Below are 20,904 nucleotides of genomic sequence, written 5' to 3' on the forward strand. Positions count from 1 at the left end.
ATCAGAAGAGTTTTCATTTCTGCTCTATCAATAAGAGAAATGTAATGAGAGACAACGAAGAAGGGATGATGACATTGGAACGAATTTTTATCAGTCCGGCCAAATACGTGCAGGGAAAAAATGCCATTGAAACAATCGGCGGACATCTGGAGGGCGTTGGTGAAAAAGCCGTCGTCATCGCGGACAAAACCGTATGGGATATCGCGGGCCATAAAGTGACGGCTGAATTAAAGAAAAGCAATATCTCTTCTGAAGAGGCGGTTTTCAACGGCGAAGCCTCCCAGGAAGAAATGAAAAGAATTGCCGGCATCGCAGAAAAAGCAGGGGCGACTATTGTCATCGGAGTCGGCGGCGGTAAAACGCTTGATACGGCCAAAGCCGTATCAGATGAAATAAACGGCTACACCGTTATCGTGCCGACGGCCGCTTCAACGGATGCTCCGACAAGCGGGCTGTCTGTCGTGTATTCTGAACAAGGCGCGTTCGAAAACTATCGTTTTTATCATAAGAATCCTGACTTGGTTCTGGTCGATACGAAAATCGTCGCGGAAGCTCCGCCGCGCTTTTTAGCATCAGGGATTGCCGATGCGATGGCGACGTGGATAGAGGCGCGCAGTGTCATCGCCAATGGCGGTAAAACGATGGCAGGCGGAATTCCGACAATCGCCGGAGAGGCTATCGCGGAAAAATGTGAAGCGGTATTATTCAAATACGGCCGTCTCGCTTATGAGTCTGTGAAAGCGAAAGCCGTTACGCCTGCATTGGAAGCGGTGGTTGAAGCCAATACACTTCTGAGCGGACTGGGATTTGAAAGCGGCGGCTTAGCTGCGGCACATGCCATTCATAATGGATTTACCGCGCTTGAAGGTGAAATCCATCACTTGACCCACGGTGAAAAAGTGGCATTCGGCACGCTCGTTCAATTGGCGCTGGAAAAACGTTCGCTTGAGGAAATTGAGCGGTATATCGCGTTTTATATCAGCTTAGGGCTGCCTATCACACTTGAAGACATCAAATTGAAAGACGCATCTAAAGAGGACATTATGAAAGTGGCAGAAGCCGCGACGATTGAAGAAGAAACGATTCATGCCGCTTTTGACGTGACGGCTGACGACGTGGCGGATGCCATTATAGCGGCTGATCAATACGCAAAAGCATTTAAAGAAAAACACGCGTAAAACCTTTTACCGCGTGACCCGGAACCAAGGGCTGTTACAGCCCTTGGTTTTTTTATGCCCTTTGAAAACTTTTAAAAATAAAGAAAAAATTATGATACAATATACAAATGTTTTGAGAGATTGACAAAGGAAAGGTGGGAACGATATGCTGCGTAATCCGACCGGTAAGGAGCGGCTTGCGCTGGCTTTTCTACTCGGAATGCTTGCGATACTGGGGCCGCTCAATATAGATATGTATCTGCCGAGCTTCCCTGAAATCGCCGAAGATTTAAGCGCCCGCGCTTCGCTTGTCCAGCTCAGTTTAACCGCTTGTCTGATCGGACTGACAATCGGACAGGTTGTTGTCGGCCCGTTAAGTGACGCGAAGGGAAGAAGAAAACCGTTATTGCTATGTATTTTTTTATTTGCTTTGTTTTCTCTGTTTTGCGCGCTTGCACCGAACATTGCAACACTGGTGATTGCCCGTTTTCTTCAAGGATTCACCGCTTCGGCGGGACTCGTTTTATCCCGTGCAATCGTCAGAGATGTGTTTACGGGAAGAGAGCTTTCTAAATTTTTCTCGCTGCTGATGGTCATTACCGCCGTCGCGCCGATGGTGGCGCCGATGACGGGAGGCGCGATTTTATTGCTTCCGTTTGCATCATGGCATACGATTTTTCTGTTTTTAACCTTTATCGGGTTTTTGCTTGTTCTCATCATTGCGCTCAAGCTGACAGAAACCCTGCCGCCGGAAAAGCGGATTCCGAGCTCCATCGGAAATTCCGTGCGGACAATGGGAAGCCTGCTGAAGGATCGGTCATTTATCGGCTATGCGCTGACGGTCGGTTTTATTCACGGCGGGAGCTTTGCGTATGTCTCCGGAACGCCTTTCGTGTATCAGGATATTTACGGAGTATCGCCTCAGGTATTCAGTGTTTTATTCGGCATAAACGGTCTGGCGATCATTACCGGAAGCTTTATCATCGGCCGTTTCGGCGGGATCATTCACGAAAAAAGCCTGCTGAGAATCGGCGTGATTACAGCGATGACGGCGACTGCCGTTCTGCTCGTCATGACGATCATTCACGGGCCGCTGGCGGCACTGGTGATTTCCATTTTTATTTATATGATTACGATCGGCATGACGCTGACAAGCACCTTTACATTGGCGATGGAAAAGCAGGGACACCGCGCGGGAAGCGCAAGCGCACTGCTCGGCATGCTTCCGCTTCTTCTCGGTTCCATCGTGTCGCCGCTTGTGGGGATGAATGAAGCGACGGCCGTGCCGATGGGGGCAATTATGTTCACGACATCCGTTATCGGTTCCATCGCTTTTTTCGCCTTAACAACAAAACCGGAGAAAGCAAAAAAGGAGTGAAATGATTCACTCCTTTTTTTGATGCCCGCTATTCATATTTCTTCAGCACGATCGCCGAATTATGTCCGCCAAAGCCGAATGAGTTGGAAAGGCCGATCGTTAACGATTGATGGCGGGGCCCGTCTGACACATAGTCCAAATCACATGCCGAATCAGGGTGCTGCAGATTGATCGTCGGCGGGATGATGCCGTGTCTCAGGCTTTCTGTCAGAGCGATGGCTTCAACGCCGCCTGCCGCGCCAAGCATGTGGCCGAGCATTGATTTGTTGGCCGTAACCGGAATGTCATACGCAAGCTCTCCGAATAATGTCTTGATGGCCAATGTTTCAGAAAGATCTCCGGCTTTTGTGCTTGTCGCGTGGGCGCTTACGACATCAATGTCTTCCGCTGAAACGTTTGCCTTTTTCAAAGCATTTTTCATCGCCAGGTATGCACCCGTCCCTTCCGGATGGGAGGCCACCATATGATACGCGTCAGAGCTTGCGCCGTAGCCGAGCACCTCACAAAGGATCGGGGCATTTCTGCCGATTGCGCTATCCAATGATTCCAATACTAAGATGCCCGCGCCTTCACTCATGACAAATCCATCGCGATCCGCGTCAAACGGCCGGCTGGCCGCGGCGGGGTCTTCGTTTCTCGCTGACAGCGCGTGGGCATTGCCGAAGCTGGCTAATGACAAATTCGTAATCGCCGCTTCCGCTCCCCCGGCAAACATAATATCTGCGTCATCATTCCGAATGGCGTTGAATGCTTCCCCGATCGACGTATTGCCGATGGAACACGCGGTGACGGGAGAAAGTGAGGGGCCGAGCGCGCCTAATCTGATGCTGATTTGAGCGGCGGCCGCGTTTGAGATCATCATGGGGACAAGGCTCGGGCTCACTTTTCGCGCTCCCCGTTCATTTAAAGTATGAACGTTATCAATCAAAGTCGTGATGCCGCCGATTCCCGAGCCGACGTACACGCCGAGGCGTTCACGGTCAATCTGATCGAGCTGAATCCCGGAGCTTTCAAGCGCCTGTTCCGCTGCCGCTAAAGCAAACTGGCTGAAACGGTCAAGCCGTCTCGCTTCTTTTCTGCCCCATCTTTCTTCTGCGTCAAAATCACGGACGGTGCCGGCTATTTTTGTCTTGGAGCCGGAGACATCAAACGAATCGATGAGAGAGATTCCCGATGTTCCTTCCGTCAGGTGTTTCCAAAATGTATGCACATCATTGCCGAGAGGTGAAATCACTCCCATTCCGGTGATCACAACTCTTTTCATGGTCATTCCTCCTTCGGTATGTATTTATTGTAACTCGCAATTATCCTATTACAAGTTGTTGATTATCCTAGTATAATAAATACCAGGGTAAGAGAGGAGAGATTCGGTATGATACCAGAAGGAAGATTGCAGGCGCTCTCAGAGTTTTTAAAAACGCAGCGGGCCAAAATTTCTCCGCAGATGGCCGGGCTGCCGATGGGCACACGGAGAAGAACGCCCGGACTCCGAAGAGAAGAGGTCGCGCAATTAGCCGGCGTAAGCACCACGTGGTATACGTGGCTGGAGCAGGGCAGAGACATTAAAGTGTCCGCAGCCGTGTTGGACGCGGTTTCAGATGCGCTGCAGCTTAATAAAGATGAGAGAAATTATTTATACGCGCTTGCCATTGAGGAGGGCGTGAAGCAGCCGTTTACCGCGGAGGAAGAAGCGGTTATCAGCCCGTCGCTTTCAAAAATCCTGCAGGAGCTCCGTTATTGCCCCACCATTATCTCGGACAGGCGGTGTCATATCGTAGGATGGAATCAGGCCGCGGCTCACGTGTTTTTAGATTTTGAACAAATTCCTCCTGAAAAACGGAATCTCATAGAGCTATTGTTTTCCAGAAAAGAATTAAGAAGTTTAGCCGTGAACTGGGAGCACTTTGTGAAAGGATTCATCGCCATTTTCAGAACGTATTACGGCCAGTATGTAGCTGATACGTGGTATTCTCAGTTTATAGAAGAAATGGAGAAAACGTATTCGGAATTTCATACGCTGTGGAATGAGAGCGAAGTCAGCTCGGCACCCGAAGTATTAATTGAGTTCCGCCACGCGAAGGCGGGAAAAATGGTCTTTAACCTGACTTCATTTCAGGTTCAGGGCAACAGTGATCTGCGCTGCAGTGTGTATACGCCGGTAGATCATACCGAAACGGAAGCAAAGCTGAAAAAGCTCTTCGAAAACAGGTGAAGAACAGAAAAAACGGGAGGCGGCCGCCTCCCGTTTCAGTTTAAAATAAAAGCATCAAACCGGCGATGGCCGGTGTTAAAAAGATGGCTGATTTCAGAATGACTTTCGGCACGAGGTTGGTGAATTTCGCTCCGACATATGCGCCGCACATCGTTCCGATCAGCACTTTGACCAACAGCATATAATCGACAAATCCTTCCGTCACATAACCGAGTCCTCCGCCGACCGCAAGCGGGATAATGACAAGCATGGTGGTGCCGACCGACTGGCGGATGGATAAGCGCAAAAGAATCATTAAGCCGATTTGGATAAAAGGAGCAGAGCCGATACCGAACGTTCCGGACAAGATTCCTGCGATGATACCGAGTACAACGGCTTTCACCCATATGTTCAGGTTGCTTTGCCGTCCGGAATCTTCTTGTGTTTCTTTTACAATAAATAACCGGACTAAAATAAGCAGAGCAGATAAAAACAGCATGCCGGCCGTTAAGTAATGCAGCAAATCTGCGGGGATAAGGGAAGTAAGCCTTGCCCCGAAAAACGAACCGAATGCCGCAAAAACGCCGACGATGAGGCCGATCTTCATCTGAATATTGCCTTCACGGTAGTGGCTGAAAGCCCCCGATAAACTTGTGAAAGCCATTCCGGCGAGGGAGGTGCCCAAAGCCGTATGAATCGGTACGTGAAACAGTATAGTTAAAAGTGCAATGACAAAACCGGCTCCCCCCGCGCCGATAAACCCGAGAATAATCCCGAGAAGAAACATAACGAGTATAATAAGCACAATCTTCTCCTCCATTTAGATGCCTGATCACCATGTTCAGATCCGCTTTATCAGGTTTTTAACAATCGACCGTAGTCCGTCGACCGTCGTCCAATATCTTTATGTTACCTCAAATTTAAGGGATTGGCAAGAAGACGAATCGCTTTTATACAGAGGGTTTACAGCTCTTTCACCATCACTTTTTCCCCGTTTGAGTCCAGCTCTCCATTGAATAAGAAGCCGAATTTTTGATAAAGCCGCAATGCGTGCACGTTATCTTCAAACAGGCTTAAATAAATCCGTCTGCACTCATATATTCGAACGAGATGGCAGATAAGGGCATCAAGCAACAGCCTGCCCAATCCACGTCCCTGATAATGTTCATCAATAAAAAAACGGTCAAGCCACACTCTGCCGTTTTCATTTTCCTCATCATATTCCGGAAACCATCCGTACATGGCAAAGCCGACCAATACCTCGTTAACATAAAGACCGGCCGGCTGATAATGCCGGCAATCCTCAGCATCTTGTAAGCACTCTTCCGCGGTTTCAATAAATGAAGTCTGGCTTTCCCTTACATGAAGCGCCAGTATATCGGCACGGTTCTCTTCCGTGACTGCTCTGATTTCAATCGTCATACTTGATACTCCTCTTCCGCTTTTTTCTGAGACGGTAAAGCTTTCATTTCGTAAGCCATTTGTGAATCAGCCTTCTCTCGGATACAATGATCATCATAAAGGATATGGTTACCGTATAGTCAAGGAGGCATTATGAGCGAAGACGTCAGAAAATACTTCACAACGGGTGAATTTGCAAAACTGTGCCACGTAAAAAAACAAACCCTGTTCCATTATGACGAGATCGGCCTGCTTTCTCCGGAAATCAAAAAAGCGAACGGATACAGATACTATTCCTATCATCAATTCGAACTGTTCCAGGTCATCGGTCTGTTTAAGGAGGTCGGGGTGTCCTTGAAGCAGATCAAACCGCTCTTAACAGACAAAACCCCCGAAGGTATCATCACGCTTTTAAAAGAGAAATCTTCAGAAATCGAAAGCAAAATCAAAAAGCTGGAGCACCTGCAAAGAATGATTCAGACAAAGGTGAGGCTGACCGAACAAGCTTTGGAGACAGACTTCTCCTCCGTCTCATTGCAACGATTAGATGAAGAGACACTTATGATAGGACGACCCGTACTCCATTTGCCAGAACGGCAATACACTGCCGCCATTTCCGAATTGATCCGCTATATGCGGGTACATGAACTCGATCAGGGACATCCGGTCGGCGGACTGTTTGCGCGGGAGCAGATTCTGAAAAAAGAATTCTACAACTACACCCATTTTTATATGAAGACAGAAGGAGGCATAGAGAATAGAGACCTCCATATCAAGCCGAAAGGGCTTTATGCCGTCGGGTACCAAATAGGGGATGAAGCGGAAGCGGCTTACCGCAGCATCATGCAGTTTATTGAAGAGTATGGGCTGGAAATGGGCGATTATGCATATGAAGAATATATGCTTGATGAGGTTGTGGCGGACGGGTTTGACAATCAGATCACAAGAATCCAGCTGGAAGTCCGCAATCGATAAAGCCGATGCCGCCGTTCATTTACGTCTTCTGACAAACCTTGTATAATGAGAAAAATCAGATTGCAATTGAGGTGAAAAACGATATGTTTCTAGCGCCCTTATTTGAACATGATGTACCGGCAGCACTTCTCCGCCCTTAATGGAGGAAAGTGACTGCGCTTCTCTCCGTTAGGGCATATGACGTGACCTAATATGATAACGGAGGGTGCATCAATTGAAAAATACATTGTTCGGTTCGATTTATTTGGCATTGGCCGCCAGTATCTGGGGCGGTATGTATGTCGTCGTAAAAGTAGTGGTAGCGGTCATTCCGCCGCTTGAACTGGTATGGCTGAGATATGCGGTGGCGCTTCTTTCACTTTTGATTCTCAGTTTATTTACACGCCAATCCTGGAAAGTTCATAAACGTGATTTATTACTGATCGCTGCGATCGGATTGATCGGCAACACGATTTCGATCGTCACGCAGGAAATCGGCACGAAATTATCAACCGCGCAGATGGGTGCGATTATTACGGCATCCACTCCCGCATTTATGGTTGTATTTGCCCGGCTGATGCTGAAAGAACGGTTAACGCTGAAAAAAGGAATATCGACAGGGCTGGCGACGATCGGAGTATTGCTCATTGTGGGGAACGGAGATCTCGATATGTCGAGCCAGCTCGGCGGTCTCTCGCTTCTGGCTGCGGCGCTGACATGGGCTTTGATGTCCGTGCTGATGAAACGGGTTCCCGGCCATTACTCACCGCTTGTCGTCACAACGTATTCCATTTGCGTCGCATTTGTCATCCTGACCCCGTTTACAGCGGGCCCGCTTCGGGAGATTCCTTTGTCTCAGCTTGCCCGGCCTGAGATATGGGGCGGACTTTTATATCTGGGTGTGATCTCAACCGCCTGCGCGTTCATGCTTTGGAATCGCGGATTGCAATTGCTGAATGCGGCAAGCGGCGGTCTGTTTTTCTTCTTTCAGCCGCTTTCCGGGACATTGCTCGGCTGGCTGCTGCTGGGAGAGACGATCGGAGGAACCTTCTGGATCGGGGCGGCCCTTATTGTTTCAGGCGTCGTTCTCGTCATGAAAGAAAAATAGAAAATGAAAAAAAGCCATTCAGCAAATGAATGGCTTTTTTCTGATTTCCCGGCAGGATTCGCTCCGCCATAAACAGAAAACAAGGAGCAGAAACGGATCATGGGCACCGGTACTCTCAAGGTGCAATTCGGGGTTTCGTCAATTAACATAAGGCGGTGAAAAAATGGAGCCAAAATGGCTTGAATGGGCAAAACAGCTTCAATCCGCGGCGCAAGCGGGGCTGGCTTATTCCAAAGACATATATGATATTGAGAGATTTGAAGAAATAAGAAAAATAAGCGTGGATATCATGGCGCATCATACCGGCATCGACAAAAGGATCATCAAAGACGTATTCGCCGGTGACACGGGCTATCCCACTCCGAAAGTTGATATCAGAGCGGCAGTTTTTAAAGATCAGAGTATATTAATGGTAAGAGAGAAAAGCGACGGCAGATGGGCGCTGCCGGGCGGATGGGCTGATATCGGGATTTCACCGGGCGAGACCGCTGTCAAAGAAGTAAAAGAGGAGTCGGGAATCGACGTAAAGCCCGTTAAACTGTTAGCTGTAATGGATAAGAAATGCCATTCCCATCCGCCGTCCGCCGCCCACGTTTACAAAGTGTTTATCCGATGCGAGATCATCGGCGGCCGGCTCAGGGAGGGAACGGAAACAAGCGCGGCCGGCTTTTTTGCGGAAACGGAACTGCCGCTGCTATCTGAAGCCCGCAATACGGAAAGTCAGATTAAAAAGATGTTCGCATATCTCAAACATCCGGACGAACCCGTTTATTTTGATTAAGGCAGCAAGCAGGAAAAAGAGAGGAACTGGTTCAGCACCATTTCACTTATGAATGATCCGGCCTGTGATAGAGAAGGTAAATCATCAGGCCGGGTTTTAAGAGTCTGCCTGTTTCGGTGTGGTGCGCCCCTTAAAAAACCGTTTTTGAAAAATCGATAATCCTGCGGGCAGCTTCTGTCGGTTTTTCCTCGGGGACATAATGGCCGCAGCCTTTTACCTCATATCCGCTGACTTCACGAATTGATTCTCTCCATGTGTCAAGCACGGGAAGGCCGGCTAAGTTCCCTTTTTCTCCCCACAGCAAAAGCGTGGGAACATCCAGTTTTTTCTGTGATTCCTTTTCTGAACGATATCTCGGCAAATCAATTTGATAAGCGGCTCTGTAGTCATTAAGCGCAGCTTGAACAGCGCCGGGCTGCTTCCAGGCGGCTAAGTACCGGTCCCAGGCGCCGTCTGATGCCAGCAGGTCAAAAAGCCCGTCACCTCTGCTTAATAAAAATCTAAGATATTCCTCTTCTTTTCCTTTTATTAATTCTTCCGGCAGATGGGGAACGACCTGAAATGTCCAGTGCCAGTATTTTTTTGCCGCTTCAGCTGCCGTCAAAGAATCATAGACGTATTCAGTCGGCATAATGTCAATGAGCACAAGGCCTGCCGCCAGCTCCGGCGCATCTAAAGCGAGCCGCCTTGCTACCCTTGCGCCTCTGTCATGCCCGGCAATTAACGCTTTTTGTATATGCAGGCGGCGCATCAGACCTTGTATATCGCTTGCCATCGTTTTGTTATCATAGCCGTTTATGCCGCTCGGCTTTTCAGAATCGCCGTAGCCCCTCAGATCAACTGCGATGACTCTATGAGAAGCGGCAAGCGTCGGAATCACATAACGCCACGTCACCCAGCTTTGCGGAAAGCCGTGCAGGAGAATGACGGGGGGAGCATCCTCCTTTCCCGTAAAGACGTAATGAAGGCGGATGCCATTTACCTCAATTGAATCATGGGTCACATGCTTTTCAAATTGTTCACGAAAAGAATCCATTTTCTCTCTCCTCATAAAATGTTATTTGTTTATTTGAGAAATAATAGCGGAAGTGACATCTTCCGTTGAATGTTTTCCGCCGGCATCAGGAGTCAGAATGCCGCTGTTTGTGACCGTTTCAATAGATTGTAAGAGGAGATGGCCCAGTTCCTCTTCTCCGAATGAATCGAGCATTAATTTCGCCGTCCATATTTGGCCGATAGGATTGGCAATTCCTTTTCCGACAATATCCGGGGCGGAGCCGTGAACAGGCTCAAACATAGAAGGATATTTGCCGTTTACATTGATGTTGGCTGCGGGAGCGATTCCGACGCTTCCCATAATCGCCGCGCCGATATCTGTCAGCACATCTCCGAACAGATTCGAAGCGACAATGACATCAAAGCGTTCCGGCTGCGTGACAAAGAAGGCCGCCAGTGCATCGATGTGCTGGGAATCCGTCTCAATCCCGGCGTACTCCCGGCTGACCTCTTTAAAGATGTCATCCCAGAACGGCATCGAGTGAACAATACCGTTTGATTTCGTCGCGCTTGTGACGTGTTTCCGCCGACTTGCCGCTAGTTCGAAAGCATACCGCATCACTCTTTCTGTACCCCGGCGGGAAAAGACCGCGTTTTGTATGGCGATTTCGTCCTCACCCTGATAAATTCTGCCGCCGACAGAGCTGTACTCGCCCTCACTGTTTTCGCGGACGACTATTAGATCAAAATCTTTCGGGTTTACGAGGGGGGAAGTGATTCCCGACAGGAGCTTCGCCGGCCGCACATTAATCACCTGTTCAAATTCCCGGCGTATCTTGATGAGCAGCCCCCACAGCGAAACATGATCGGGGACGAGTTTTTGATTCCCCACCGCTCCCAAAAACAAAGCATCAAAGTGCTGTAACGTTTCTAGTCCATCATCCGGCATCATAGTCCCGTGCTCCAAATAATACTCGCAGCTCCACGGAAAAGAAGTGAAATCAAAGGCAATGCCTCCATGTAATTCGGCGATCGCGTTCAACACCCGCTCCGCTTGCGGAACGACTTCTTTCCCCACACCGTCCCCCGGTATGCTGGCAATCTTGTATGTTTTCATGTTTCCGTCACCTCTGAATGAATTGTTTTCGGTTTACGGCAGACCGTCGACCGTCGTTCGCTATAATTCCATATTACGGCACATCCGATATGCTGGCAAGCTCGGGAATGTTGCTTCCATAGATAAACTGTTATATGATCTTGGTAACAATAAGGCCTAAATTGTATGAAGAGGTAGGAAAGATGGATAATTTTAAATTAGATAAGCCAATCCCGTATTATCTGCAATTTTATTCCCAATTGAAAAAAATGATATTTGACGGGATTTTTAAACCGGGTGAACGGCTGAATGAGACTCAGCTGGCTAAGGATTTCGGAGTCAGCCGGTCGCCGGTCAGAGAAGCCATGCGGCTCCTTGAAAAGGACGGGCTTCTGACAGCAGACGATCGAAACGGCTTTGTCATTTATTCTTTGTCCGTTAAGGATGTTGAAGAGATTTATCAAATCAGAATGTCACTTGAATCACTGGCGGTCGAACTGGTTATTGATGAAGCGGCTGAGAGTGAAATTGACCTCATTGAAAAACAGCTGCGGGAGACGGAAGAAGCCATCAATAAAGGCGTCAAAGAGACTGAGATTATTTCCTTAAACGAGTCGTTTCATCGGCTTCTTGTGGATTTCAGCCGCAACAGCCGGCTGGCCATGCTGCTTGAGCATGTCAATGTGCTGATTCATTTTTGCAGAGTTCTTAATTTTAAAGGAGATGACCGTGCGGAGGTTATCCTGCATGAGCACCGGAAAGTCTTTGAAGAAATAAAAAAGGGCGATAAAACAAAAGCCGTGCAATATATGACGGAGCATCTCAAGCATGATGAAGAACATCTGAAAGGCGTGCTCAAAGCGGGAGAAACAGACGAATCATCACGATAGACAAGGTGAAAAGCCTTGTCTTTTTTGCCGATGTCATCGAACCGTCATAAAGACCTGACGGATGTTCCTTGCATGATTTTTTCCGCGTCATTTATGATGGATATGGAAGAGACGCAAAAAAGGCAAAGGAGTTTGAAAAATGGCGAAACATATTCTGATGATCAATTTTCCCGCAGAAGGACACGTAAACCCGACTTTGGGTATGACAAAGGCCTTCAGCGAACGGGGCGATCACGTTCATTATATCTCAACGGAAAAATACAAAAGCAGACTGGAAGGAGTAGGAGCGAAAGTTCATCTTCACAGCGATCTGCTCAGAATGACACCCATTGATCCCGGCAGTCTGTCCGGCATACTTGCATTTTTAAAGGTTCATATCAAAACGTCACTGGAGATTTTACATATTGTGCAGCGGCTGGCAGAGGACATTCAATTCGACGCCGTCTATTATGATAAATTCGGTGCGGGAGAGCTGGTGCGGGATTATCTCAACATTCCCGGCATCTCTTCTTCAGCATCCTTCCTGTTCAATGAAGACCGTCTGAAAATACTGCCGCTCCATCCGGAATCGGGCGTGCCGTTTCAGCCGGACAGGGAATGTGAAGAGCTGTTGGCCGAGATGAAAGACAAATACGGTGTCGCCCCTGACAGCATGGTTCAATTTATGAACAACACAGGTGAATTGAACGTCGTCTATACAAGCAGATATTTTCAGCCCGAAAGTGAGACATTCGGAGATGAGTATTTATTTATCGGTCCGAGTTTTCCGAAGAGAAAAGGGCGCGTCGACTTCCCGATTGACTCATTAAAGAATGAAAAAGTCATTTATATCTCAATGGGAACGGTGCTCGGGGACACGGAAGCGTTTTTCAATCTGTGCATAGACGCGTTCTCAGATTTTGAAGGAAAAGTAGTCATTGCCGCCGGGGAAAAAGCCGATCTGTCGAAAATCAAACAGGCGCCCGAAAACTTTATCATCGCCCCGTACGTGCCGCAGCTTGAAGTGCTGGAGCAGGCCGACGTGTTTGTCACGCATGGCGGAATGAACAGTGTAAATGAAGGCATTCATTATCAAGTGCCGCTGGTCGTTATTCCGCATGATAAAGACCAGCCGATGGTTGCGCGCCGCCTGACTGAATTGGATGCAGGCTATACAGTGCAAAAAGATGAAGTGAGCGCTGAAAAGGTAAAGCTTGCCGCGGAAGAAGTGCTGCATAACGGAAAATACAAACAAGGCATTCAAGCCATTAATGAAAGCTTTAAAGAATGTATGGACATGAAGGATGTTCTGGCCCGGATCGACCGGTTTATTGAACAAAAACATGCTCAATAATACATGGAAAAAGCCTGTTTCCTCTGCCAAAGGGAAACAGGCTTTTTATAATGGCTTTTAGATGATGTGATGTTCTTCATTTGCAAGTTTCACAAGAGTCAGAAGAGATTCTGCCTCACGTGCGTCGAGTGTTTTTGCCAGACGGTCTTTTTCAAAGATCTGCTGGCCGAAGACATTCACTGACGCCTGGTCAACCGCCGTGTGCCAGTTCTTTTGTGAATGATTCTCAGAAAAAGAGAAAACAAACACGGCAAAGACCGCTATAAGCATCGCCATGACCCAAAATTTTTGCCGATTTCCTGCTGCTGACATAGGCCGCCTCCTAACGTTCATTTTACTGGTATTAGATCATATATGAGCTGTTTTTCATAGAGTAAAGAAGTCATTATTTCAGGTAGTCCAAATGAAACGGAGCACAGCCGAAAGCCCGCCGGTCAGGCCGATGAGCCAATTCATATTTTGTTCATATTTTATTAAAAGTTTATCCAAGCCTGTCCTTTACAGTGGATATAACCACAAAACGCTGCTGAAAGGGGCCTTGAAAAATGCATATTCATATGATCAACAAAAACCAGTTTGAGAGTGACTTGGAGGCGGCCGGCTTCATCCGTCAGGCAGATGATATTATCGGCAAAATGAAAGAATACGTAACGGAATACGCGGCTTCATCCGAACGGTTTCTGATTGAAATTCAAACCGTCATGAACGAATACAAAGCCGTCGTCTGTGCGATGTTTTCGACTATGGAAATTGCCGGTGCAAAAAAAGACGAGAAGCATGTTGAGTTCGAAGCCTGCACAGTATGGTGCGAATAAAAGACCTTCATCAAACCCCCGCGGCTGCCTGAACGGCAGTTTACTGACTGGTGTTCCAGCAAGGAAAAATATTGAAACTTCTAAAGCGGCTGTTCGTATAAAAGAGTAAATCAGCTTGTATATGGAGGTTCGTGAAATGAACGATAAGAAAAAACAAGCTTTTGAACAGCTTTTCAGCACTTTAGACGGAAGACATGAAATAAACGGAGCTGTATTGGCAGCGGAAAACGGCCGCATCTTATATCAGGGTTCATTCGGCGCTGCAGAACTGAAAACAAAGAGGATGCTGAATGACCAATCGGTCTTTGAATTGGCCTCAGTATCGAAGCCGTTTACAGCTTTAGGCGTTATCATTTTAGAGCAGCAAGGGAAGCTGCGTTATGACGATATGATAGAGCGGTGGCTTCCTGATTTTCCTTATCCGGGCATTACCATTCGGCAACTACTCCATCATACGTCAGGATTGCCGGACTATATGGAGTTATTTTTAACACATTGGGACCGGGACAGAATTGCCGTTAATCAAGATGTGATCGATATGCTTAAGCAGCATAAACCGGATGCTTATTTCCCGCCGGGCAAGGATTGGCTTTACAGTAATACGGGGTATGCGGTGTTAGCGGTTATTATAGAAATTGTATCAGGCATGAGTTTTGCTGAATTTATGAAACAAGCCGTATTTCATCCGCTTCGTATGCATGATACGCGGATTTATAACAGAAGGCTGAGTAAAGAAAACATTCCGAACTATGCATATGGCTATGTGTATGATGTTCATTCCGGAGAATATGTGCTGCCGGATGAACTTGAGGAAACCGATTATGTCGTCTTTCTTGACGGGATTCAAGGTGACGGAACCGTTAACTCCACTATTAGAGATTTATATCTGTTTGATCAGGCTCTTTATACGGAAGAAATCATCGGCAAAGAGTCTAAAGATCAAGCGTTTACGCCGGGCTATTGGAATGAAGAAGAGCAATTCGGATACGGATTTGGCTGGATGATTCAAAACAGCCGCCAAAAAGGGAAGGTTATCAGTCACGACGGAGGCTGGCCGGGCTATTCAACTCTGATGATCCGGTATATTGACCAGAACAAAACACTGATTTATCTCAGCAATATGGAACAATCGTATCAATTTGAACAAGCTGTGATTGCCGCGGCCGTAAACATCTTATTTGATCAGCCATACGTGATTCCGAAACGTCCGGCGGATCAGAAAAAAGCAGATATCGATCCTGCGATTTACAGCAGATTTACCGGCAATTACTCATTTCAGGATGACACACATGCATCGGTGACGGTAAAAGAAAACCGATTGTATCTTGCAATAGACGGGCAGACACCATTCGAATTATTCCCAATGACGGAAACCCGTTATTTTGTCAGGGCGCTGCCGCTTGAAATTGAATTTGCAGGTGATAAAGTACAAACTGCCCCGCATTTCGTTTTATATCAGGACGGCACAGAAGAAACGGCTTTGCGGATAGACTGACTGACATGCAAAACAAAACCGCCGTCCTGAGAAGACGGCGGTAATAGAAAAGTCAAACCCCTTTAATGACGCGAAATTTTCTTTTCGGCTCTGACATAAATATAGAAGAAAAAATCATAGCTCCGACCATTGTGATGTATTCCATATAAAGCGAAACTTCTGCCAAAACCAACCCCGCAATCATTAAAACAGCGCCCAATACCACCGCAAAAACCTTCGTTTTCATGATGAGTTCCCCCTATTATCTGATAATTAAATTATACTGCATCTCTATTAATGTGTACATTTTGTGAACAATTTCACCTGATAAAAGGCAATAAAGAGAGAGTTGAAGAATTAGGAGAAATGACAGGCCATCTTTTTGTTTTACCGAAGAAACGAAAGGGAAAATGAAAAATCAAAAAGGCAAAGGAGTTCTTGAAATGAAAGCGAGACTATTTTTATTCAGCATGTTTCTCCTGATCCCCGTTCTGGCGCTTGCCGGATGCAACAGCCAATCTTCAGGAGGAAGCGAAAAAGCGAAAGACAATGAAACGCACTCTCACGAAGACATGAATCACTCAGGTTCATCCGAGGTGCCGAAAGGTTTGAAGAAGGCCGAAAATCCGACTTATAAAGTCGGCAGTGACGTCATGATTTTAGCTTCTCATATGAAAGGCATGAAAAATGCGCAAGGAACCGTAAAAGGTGCTTATGATACAACGGTTTACAGTGTATCTTACACTCCGGAAACGGGAGGAAAGCGCGTCGAAGATCACAAATGGGTCATTCAGGAAGAGCTGAAGGGCGCCGGTGATCAAACGTTAAAACCGGGTGACAAGGCCGTGATCGAGGCATCCCATATGAAAGGCATGAAGGGCGCCGAAGCCGTTATTGATTCAGCCAAAAAGACAACCGTTTATATGGTCGACTATACACCGACTGACGGCGGCCAAAAAGTAACCAATCATAAATGGGTGACAGAAGACGAGCTTGCTGCCGCAAAATAAAAAGACCGCCAAAGCCGAAGGAACTCCTTTGGCTTTTTTGCGGTCTCACATTTATGCGGATTTTCTTTTCAAGGCAGGTCTCGTTAAAGAGAATACAGCTAAAGCGACAGCGATAATGACAATCAAACCGCCGCACCAGGCTGTTGCTGTGACAGAACCGGTTTGTCCGATCACGCCGCCGCCGATGGCTGACCCGAGCGCGATGCCGATCTGCAAAGCGGACGTGTTGAAGCTTTGCTGAATATCGGAAGACTCAGGCGCAATTTTGATTAAATAGCTTTGCTGCGCCGGCGCAAGGCTCCAGCTGAGCAATCCCCAGATCACCATCGCAGGCAGGAAAATGATTAAAGAAACCGTTGTCAGCGGAAGAATAAACAGGATCAGAGCGAAAGAAACGGTCACAAGCATGATGCTTTTAAATGCTCCTAAACGGTCATACAGCCAGCCTCCGAACGGGCCGCCGCATACCGCTGACAGACCGAACAAAAAGTAGCATACACTGACCCAAACGGAACTCAAATGAAGCGTTCTTTCCAAAAATGGCGCAAAGTAGGCATAGAGTGTGTAATGCCCCGCCAATGTAAACAAGGTGACAAGATGTGCGCTGGCAATTTTGGCGGTCCCGATCGTCTTGATCTGCTCACGAAACGGAATCATTTTTTCAGCAGGTATTTTTTCAAAAAAGACGCTGATAATCAGCATGGAAATGAGAGATAATACGCCGATTCCCAAGAACAGAACACGCCATCCGAAGGCATTGCTGATGATAATACCGACAGGCACGCCTAAAGCGATTGCGGAGCTGAACCCCATGAAAATGATGCCGATCGCCCGCGCTCTGTATTCAGGCGCCACGATTTTAGGAGCAATCGTTAAAGAAAGGACGACAATCAGCCCTGTGCTCATGGAAGCGAGCACCCGTGACACCATAAGAACAGCGAAATTGGGACTGAAATAAGCGACCAGATTACTTAGGAAGAAAATAAACAGTGCGATTAAATAAAGCCGCTTTCGTTCAGCCTTTGCCGTCACTGCCAAAAGCAGCGGGCCGGATACCGCGTAACCGAGCGCAAACACGCTGATCAGCTGCCCCGCGCTGACGATGGATATATCTAAGTCGGAAGCGATTTGCGGAAGAATACCGCCCACAATTAATTCAACCAAACCGACTGCGATGGTAGATGCTGCAAGCAGAAATACTTTGAAATTCATGTACAGATACTCCTTTTTTTATTTTTTAGAAAATAAAAAATCCTGATTACAAAAAGTGTACGGGACAATTTTTGTAATCAGGATTTTACGGTTCCTGGTAGACACCCTCAAACCATATCATTGAGGTTATACAATGTATGCAATATTCGGCTGTGTCCGTTTCTGCAAAAAATTCTACCATAATAGTGAGGGAGATTCCATAGAAAATTCGAGGAAATCCTTTCAATTTCAATATCGGCGGCTGTAACGTCATTGATGAAGCAGGGAAAAAAATTTATGATAACCGTAAGGAGTCTATACAGATCAAACATTATACAGCCGGAGGAAACCGATGAATAAGTACGAAAAAATCGCCAACGAAATGAGAAAGAGGATTAAAAGCAGTGTATATGACATAGATCAGCCGATCCCGGATGAAAAGACGCTCGCTGCGGAGTTCGGGTGCAGCCGGATGACGATGAAGCGGGCGCTTGATACACTTGCGGCTGAAGGGATGCTTTTCAGAAAAAGAGGGCACGGCACATTTATCATCCAATCAGCCATGCAGGATGAGCACGTTCACGTAGTCAGCAACGAAATTCTCGGCTTGAGCAATTTATTAAAAGGCAAAAATATCAAGAGCAAGGTCATCCGGTTTGAAGTGCAGTTTCCGTCTCAAGATGTCGCCGCACATTTGGCCATCGATGAAAAGACTCCCGTCTATTATGTAGTGAGGCTCAGAATTGTTGAAGGCGAACCGTACGTTCTTGAAAAAACATACATGCCGGCGAGCCTTATACCCGGCATTAATGACGAGGTGCTCAACCATTCCATCTACGATCATATTACACGGGAACTGCAGCTCAAAATCGCAGGCTCACACAGAAAAATCAGAGCGTGCAAGTCGGATGACATGGATCAGCAATATCTCGGCTGCCGGCCGGATGACCCGATACTTGAAGTCGAGCATGTAGGCTTTTTGGACAACGGCACTCCCTTTGAATATTCATTTTCCCGCCACCGTCATGACAAGTTTGTCGTGACCTCAGTCAATATAAAACGTTCATAAAAGCGCCGAAGAGTGAGAGAAAAACTCACTCTTTTTTTGTTGCCGCTGATTTACATCGTCGCTTCTTTTATGTTATATTACCCAATGATAGAATCATCCTACAAATTTCAGAGGTGTTTTGATGGAGATATCCAAAACAAGCAGACTGTCGCTCGTAGAACAAGTGGTGGCGCAAATTGAATCGTTAATTCAATCGGATAAATGGCCGGTCGGGACGCGCATTCCCCCTGAGCTGGATTTAATGAAGCAATTTGATGTGAGCCGAAACACGTTGCGTGAGGCCATTCGGGCGCTCGTACATGCCGGCCTGCTGCAGACAAGGCAGGGGAGCGGTACGTATGTCAGCTCATCCAGTGTTCTCGGCGCGGCATTTTACCGCCATATTAAAAAATCAAATTTGCTTGAAACATTAGAAGTCAGATACGCACTCGAAAGAGAAGCTGCACGATTGGCGGCGGAAAGGCGTAATGACGAAGACCTGAAAGCACTGAAGGCATGCTTGGATGAATGTGAAGCGGCCTTGCAAAATGAAGATCGAAAACGGTATGCCGAAGCCGACATTAAGCTGCACAAAACAATTGTACAGGCGGCCCATAACAATATGCTTTCTGATCTATACGAGCATATGACGGAGGCGCTTTGTGCGTCAGTCCATAACCTGTTGGAAATCACCCCTGCTATCCGGATCCACACCCAGCTTGCCGCCGCGATTATCGGACAGAAACCGGATCAGGCCATGGAGGCCGTCAACCAATACATCACAGTATTTAAAGATACAATACACATGGAGGATGAACATGAAAATTGAAGACGAACATCAAATTCTGCAAGCAAGTCATCGTAAAAAACTGATATTGCTGGTCATCGGAGTCATATTGATAGGGGCCAACCTCAGAGCGCCTCTGACATCGGTCGGGCCGCTCGTTTCCTCAATTCGGGACAGCCTCGGCATGACCAATGCGGCTGCCGGCACCATTACGACAGTGCCGCTTTTGGCCTTTGCATGTCTGTCGCCGTTTGTTCCTTTATTGTCCCGGCGCTTCGGGACCGAGATTGTCTTACTGTCATCATTAATTGTCCTGACAGCCGGAACTCTGCTGCGCTCCATCGCCGGAATCGGCACTCTCTTTTTCGGAACGATCCTGTTGGGATTGTCGATCGCCGTATGCAACGTCCTGCTGCCGAGTCTCATTAAACATAAGTTTCCCGGAAATTTAGGCATCATGACCGGCGTCTACTCGGTTTCTATGAATCTATGCGGTGCGATTGCATCCGGCATCAGCGTGCCGATCGCCTCTTCAGCGGGGTTAGGCTGGAAAGGCGCGCTCGGCTGCTGGGCTATCCTTTCTTTTATTGCGTTCGTCATGTGGATTCCGCAAATGCGAGGACGTGAACTGCCCGTCCGCACGACTGGGACAAACGGAGAGAAGAAAAACAGTCTGATGCGGTCTCCGCTGGCTTGGAAGGTGACGATGTTCATGGGGCTGCAATCCCTTATTTTTTACACCGTCATCGCCTGGCTGCCGGAAATTCTTCAGCAGAATGGACTCAGCTCAAGTAAGGCGGGATGGATGCTTTCATTAATGCAATTCTCAGTCCTGCCGATTACTTTTATCGTGCCGATCGCTGCCGCTAAAATGAAAAATCAGTGCGCACTCGCCGGACTGACGGCTTTATTTTTCCTTATCGGCATTGCCGGCGTTCTTTTCGGAAGCCCGGCTCTCACTCCGCTATGGGTCATTTTGATCGGAATTGCGGGAGGCTGTGCGTTCAGTCTGGCGATGATGTTCTTCAGCCTGCGGACCCGGCATGTTCATGAAGCCGCGGCGCTTTCCGGCATGGCCCAGTCATTCGGATACCTGCTTGCCGCGTTCGGGCCGCTTGTATTCGGTTTGCTGCATGACATCACGCACGGCTGGACGGTTCCGTTATTCATGCTGATTGCAGTCTCCGTTCTGATCTTCATTTTCGGAGTCGGAGCGGGAAAAGCGGAACAGATCAAAACAGCATAAAAAAACAAAGGGCCCGTTTAGGGTCCTTTGTTTTTTGTTTAAAAAGCT

22 protein-coding genes and 1 riboswitch are annotated in these 20,904 nt (G+C 47.5%); of the genes, 14 read left to right on the plus strand and 8 right to left on the minus strand.

Annotated features, from left to right (window positions below):
- Positions 1-44: 44 nt before the first annotated feature.
- Both ACWJJS_RS17230 and ACWJJS_RS17235 read left to right on the plus strand, forming a co-directional pair.
- On the plus strand, positions 45-1,178 hold the full coding sequence (locus ACWJJS_RS17230) for a glycerol dehydrogenase (RefSeq protein WP_077721869.1): 1,134 nt from the start codon (positions 45-47) through the stop codon (positions 1,176-1,178).
- Between the two features lie 145 nt (positions 1,179-1,323).
- Positions 1,324-2,535 (plus strand): Bcr/CflA family efflux MFS transporter, encoded by a 1,212-nt coding sequence (locus ACWJJS_RS17235; protein ID WP_454023734.1) that lies wholly within the window; start codon positions 1,324-1,326, stop codon positions 2,533-2,535.
- Between the two features lie 28 nt (positions 2,536-2,563).
- Here ACWJJS_RS17235 and fabF read toward each other — a convergent pair whose 3' ends face one another.
- A complete protein-coding gene (gene fabF, locus ACWJJS_RS17240; protein WP_043866871.1) occupies positions 2,564-3,799 on the minus strand; it encodes a beta-ketoacyl-ACP synthase II in 1,236 nt (411 codons plus the stop codon).
- A 108-nt stretch (positions 3,800-3,907) separates the two neighbouring features.
- Between fabF and ACWJJS_RS17245 the strand changes: the two genes are divergently transcribed.
- On the plus strand, positions 3,908-4,747 hold the full coding sequence (locus tag ACWJJS_RS17245) for a helix-turn-helix transcriptional regulator (RefSeq protein WP_014417044.1): 840 nt from the start codon (positions 3,908-3,910) through the stop codon (positions 4,745-4,747).
- A 40-nt stretch (positions 4,748-4,787) separates the two neighbouring features.
- Here ACWJJS_RS17245 and ACWJJS_RS17250 read toward each other — a convergent pair whose 3' ends face one another.
- Together ACWJJS_RS17250 and ACWJJS_RS17255 are read right to left on the minus strand one after the other, a co-directional pair.
- Positions 4,788-5,531, minus strand: a complete 744-nt coding sequence (locus tag ACWJJS_RS17250) for a sulfite exporter TauE/SafE family protein (protein WP_044803008.1) — start codon at positions 5,529-5,531, stop codon at positions 4,788-4,790.
- Between the two features lie 158 nt (positions 5,532-5,689).
- Positions 5,690-6,148, minus strand: a complete 459-nt coding sequence (locus ACWJJS_RS17255; RefSeq protein ID WP_454023735.1) for an N-acetyltransferase family protein — start codon at positions 6,146-6,148, stop codon at positions 5,690-5,692.
- 132 nt (positions 6,149-6,280) lie between these two features.
- Here ACWJJS_RS17255 and ACWJJS_RS17260 point away from each other — a divergent pair, with 132 nt between their 5' ends.
- The 3 genes from ACWJJS_RS17260 (at position 6,281) to ACWJJS_RS17270 (ending at position 8,970) form a co-directional block, all read left to right on the plus strand.
- Complete coding sequence (locus ACWJJS_RS17260) at positions 6,281-7,102, plus strand: MerR family transcriptional regulator (RefSeq protein ID WP_454023736.1); 822 nt, start codon at positions 6,281-6,283, stop codon at positions 7,100-7,102.
- A 214-nt stretch (positions 7,103-7,316) separates the two neighbouring features.
- Complete coding sequence (locus ACWJJS_RS17265) at positions 7,317-8,189, plus strand: DMT family transporter (RefSeq protein ID WP_104843127.1); 873 nt, start codon at positions 7,317-7,319, stop codon at positions 8,187-8,189.
- A 163-nt stretch (positions 8,190-8,352) separates the two neighbouring features.
- Positions 8,353-8,970: an NUDIX hydrolase gene (locus ACWJJS_RS17270; RefSeq protein ID WP_454023737.1), complete on the plus strand. Its 618-nt coding sequence runs from the start codon at positions 8,353-8,355 to the stop codon at positions 8,968-8,970.
- A gap of 130 nt (positions 8,971-9,100) precedes the next feature.
- Here the strand turns inward: ACWJJS_RS17270 and ACWJJS_RS17275 are convergent, their stop codons facing one another.
- Both ACWJJS_RS17275 and ACWJJS_RS17280 read right to left on the minus strand, forming a co-directional pair.
- Entirely contained in the window at positions 9,101-10,006 is a 906-nt protein-coding gene (locus ACWJJS_RS17275; RefSeq protein ID WP_454023738.1) for an alpha/beta fold hydrolase, read from the minus strand.
- Between the two features lie 21 nt (positions 10,007-10,027).
- Positions 10,028-11,083 (minus strand): tartrate dehydrogenase, encoded by a 1,056-nt coding sequence (locus ACWJJS_RS17280; RefSeq protein WP_454023739.1) that lies wholly within the window; start codon positions 11,081-11,083, stop codon positions 10,028-10,030.
- A 182-nt stretch (positions 11,084-11,265) separates the two neighbouring features.
- Here ACWJJS_RS17280 and ACWJJS_RS17285 point away from each other — a divergent pair, with 182 nt between their 5' ends.
- Both ACWJJS_RS17285 and ACWJJS_RS17290 read left to right on the plus strand, forming a co-directional pair.
- On the plus strand, positions 11,266-11,952 hold the full coding sequence (locus tag ACWJJS_RS17285) for a GntR family transcriptional regulator (RefSeq protein ID WP_060386780.1): 687 nt from the start codon (positions 11,266-11,268) through the stop codon (positions 11,950-11,952).
- Between the two features lie 139 nt (positions 11,953-12,091).
- On the plus strand, positions 12,092-13,285 hold the full coding sequence (locus ACWJJS_RS17290) for a macrolide family glycosyltransferase (protein ID WP_454023740.1): 1,194 nt from the start codon (positions 12,092-12,094) through the stop codon (positions 13,283-13,285).
- Positions 13,286-13,342: 57 nt separating this feature from the next.
- On the opposite strand, the gene ACWJJS_RS17295 is transcribed toward ACWJJS_RS17290, so the two are convergent.
- Positions 13,343-13,597 (minus strand): hypothetical protein, encoded by a 255-nt coding sequence (locus ACWJJS_RS17295; protein WP_015416933.1) that lies wholly within the window; start codon positions 13,595-13,597, stop codon positions 13,343-13,345.
- Positions 13,598-13,830: 233 nt separating this feature from the next.
- Between ACWJJS_RS17295 and ACWJJS_RS17300 the strand changes: the two genes are divergently transcribed.
- Both ACWJJS_RS17300 and ACWJJS_RS17305 read left to right on the plus strand, forming a co-directional pair.
- A complete protein-coding gene (locus ACWJJS_RS17300) occupies positions 13,831-14,100 on the plus strand; it encodes a hypothetical protein (RefSeq protein ID WP_015416934.1) in 270 nt (89 codons plus the stop codon).
- A gap of 136 nt (positions 14,101-14,236) precedes the next feature.
- Positions 14,237-15,595, plus strand: a complete 1,359-nt coding sequence (locus tag ACWJJS_RS17305) for a serine hydrolase (protein WP_454023741.1) — start codon at positions 14,237-14,239, stop codon at positions 15,593-15,595.
- A gap of 52 nt (positions 15,596-15,647) precedes the next feature.
- Here the strand turns inward: ACWJJS_RS17305 and ACWJJS_RS17310 are convergent, their stop codons facing one another.
- Entirely contained in the window at positions 15,648-15,821 is a 174-nt protein-coding gene (locus tag ACWJJS_RS17310; RefSeq protein ID WP_003156030.1) for a hypothetical protein, read from the minus strand.
- A 196-nt stretch (positions 15,822-16,017) separates the two neighbouring features.
- Between ACWJJS_RS17310 and ACWJJS_RS17315 the strand changes: the two genes are divergently transcribed.
- Positions 16,018-16,584, plus strand: coding sequence for a YdhK family protein (locus ACWJJS_RS17315; protein WP_191073277.1), 567 nt, complete (start codon positions 16,018-16,020; stop codon positions 16,582-16,584).
- A gap of 51 nt (positions 16,585-16,635) precedes the next feature.
- Here ACWJJS_RS17315 and ACWJJS_RS17320 read toward each other — a convergent pair whose 3' ends face one another.
- Positions 16,636-17,796, minus strand: a complete 1,161-nt coding sequence (locus ACWJJS_RS17320) for an MFS transporter (protein ID WP_015388619.1) — start codon at positions 17,794-17,796, stop codon at positions 16,636-16,638.
- Positions 17,797-17,850: 54 nt separating this feature from the next.
- A riboswitch (purine riboswitch) is annotated at positions 17,851-17,950 on the minus strand.
- Between the two features lie 177 nt (positions 17,951-18,127).
- Between ACWJJS_RS17320 and ACWJJS_RS17325 the strand changes: the two genes are divergently transcribed.
- The 3 genes from ACWJJS_RS17325 to ACWJJS_RS17335 all read left to right on the plus strand — a co-directional run bounded on the left by ACWJJS_RS17325 (position 18,128) and on the right by ACWJJS_RS17335 (position 20,856).
- Positions 18,128-18,844 carry a GntR family transcriptional regulator gene (locus ACWJJS_RS17325; RefSeq protein ID WP_007409298.1) on the plus strand — a complete coding sequence of 239 codons (717 nt, stop codon included), beginning with the start codon at positions 18,128-18,130 and terminating at the stop codon, positions 18,842-18,844.
- Between the two features lie 121 nt (positions 18,845-18,965).
- Complete coding sequence (locus ACWJJS_RS17330) at positions 18,966-19,652, plus strand: FadR/GntR family transcriptional regulator (RefSeq protein WP_003156026.1); 687 nt, start codon at positions 18,966-18,968, stop codon at positions 19,650-19,652.
- Positions 19,642-20,856, plus strand: coding sequence for a CynX/NimT family MFS transporter (locus ACWJJS_RS17335; protein ID WP_454023742.1), 1,215 nt, complete (start codon positions 19,642-19,644; stop codon positions 20,854-20,856). Before ACWJJS_RS17330 ends, ACWJJS_RS17335 begins: the two co-directional genes overlap by 11 nt.
- The last annotated feature ends 48 nt before the right edge of the window (positions 20,857-20,904 follow it).

It is taken from the genome of Bacillus sp. JK106 (assembly GCF_053663355.1).

Excerpts from the sequence above, each read along its gene's own strand:
- ACWJJS_RS17230 (WP_077721869.1), top strand. The coding sequence starts at position 45 with ATGAGAGACAACGAAGAAGGGATGATGACATTGGAACGAATTTTTATC.
- ACWJJS_RS17235 (WP_454023734.1), top strand. The coding sequence starts at position 1,324 with ATGCTGCGTAATCCGACCGGTAAGGAGCGGCTTGCGCTGGCTTTTCTA.
- fabF (WP_043866871.1), bottom strand. The coding sequence starts at position 3,799 with ATGAAAAGAGTTGTGATCACCGGAATGGGAGTGATTTCACCTCTCGGC.
- ACWJJS_RS17245 (WP_014417044.1), top strand. The coding sequence starts at position 3,908 with ATGATACCAGAAGGAAGATTGCAGGCGCTCTCAGAGTTTTTAAAAACG.
- ACWJJS_RS17255 (WP_454023735.1), bottom strand. The coding sequence starts at position 6,148 with ATGACGATTGAAATCAGAGCAGTCACGGAAGAGAACCGTGCCGATATA.
- ACWJJS_RS17260 (WP_454023736.1), top strand. The coding sequence starts at position 6,281 with ATGAGCGAAGACGTCAGAAAATACTTCACAACGGGTGAATTTGCAAAA.
- ACWJJS_RS17270 (WP_454023737.1), top strand. The coding sequence starts at position 8,353 with ATGGAGCCAAAATGGCTTGAATGGGCAAAACAGCTTCAATCCGCGGCG.
- ACWJJS_RS17275 (WP_454023738.1), bottom strand. The coding sequence starts at position 10,006 with ATGGATTCTTTTCGTGAACAATTTGAAAAGCATGTGACCCATGATTCA.
- ACWJJS_RS17280 (WP_454023739.1), bottom strand. The coding sequence starts at position 11,083 with ATGAAAACATACAAGATTGCCAGCATACCGGGGGACGGTGTGGGGAAA.
- ACWJJS_RS17285 (WP_060386780.1), top strand. The coding sequence starts at position 11,266 with ATGGATAATTTTAAATTAGATAAGCCAATCCCGTATTATCTGCAATTT.
- ACWJJS_RS17290 (WP_454023740.1), top strand. The coding sequence starts at position 12,092 with ATGGCGAAACATATTCTGATGATCAATTTTCCCGCAGAAGGACACGTA.
- ACWJJS_RS17295 (WP_015416933.1), bottom strand. The coding sequence starts at position 13,597 with ATGTCAGCAGCAGGAAATCGGCAAAAATTTTGGGTCATGGCGATGCTT.
- ACWJJS_RS17300 (WP_015416934.1), top strand. The coding sequence starts at position 13,831 with ATGCATATTCATATGATCAACAAAAACCAGTTTGAGAGTGACTTGGAG.
- ACWJJS_RS17305 (WP_454023741.1), top strand. The coding sequence starts at position 14,237 with ATGAACGATAAGAAAAAACAAGCTTTTGAACAGCTTTTCAGCACTTTA.
- ACWJJS_RS17310 (WP_003156030.1), bottom strand. The coding sequence starts at position 15,821 with ATGAAAACGAAGGTTTTTGCGGTGGTATTGGGCGCTGTTTTAATGATT.
- ACWJJS_RS17315 (WP_191073277.1), top strand. The coding sequence starts at position 16,018 with ATGAAAGCGAGACTATTTTTATTCAGCATGTTTCTCCTGATCCCCGTT.
- ACWJJS_RS17320 (WP_015388619.1), bottom strand. The coding sequence starts at position 17,796 with ATGAATTTCAAAGTATTTCTGCTTGCAGCATCTACCATCGCAGTCGGT.
- ACWJJS_RS17325 (WP_007409298.1), top strand. The coding sequence starts at position 18,128 with ATGAATAAGTACGAAAAAATCGCCAACGAAATGAGAAAGAGGATTAAA.
- ACWJJS_RS17330 (WP_003156026.1), top strand. The coding sequence starts at position 18,966 with ATGGAGATATCCAAAACAAGCAGACTGTCGCTCGTAGAACAAGTGGTG.
- ACWJJS_RS17335 (WP_454023742.1), top strand. The coding sequence starts at position 19,642 with ATGAAAATTGAAGACGAACATCAAATTCTGCAAGCAAGTCATCGTAAA.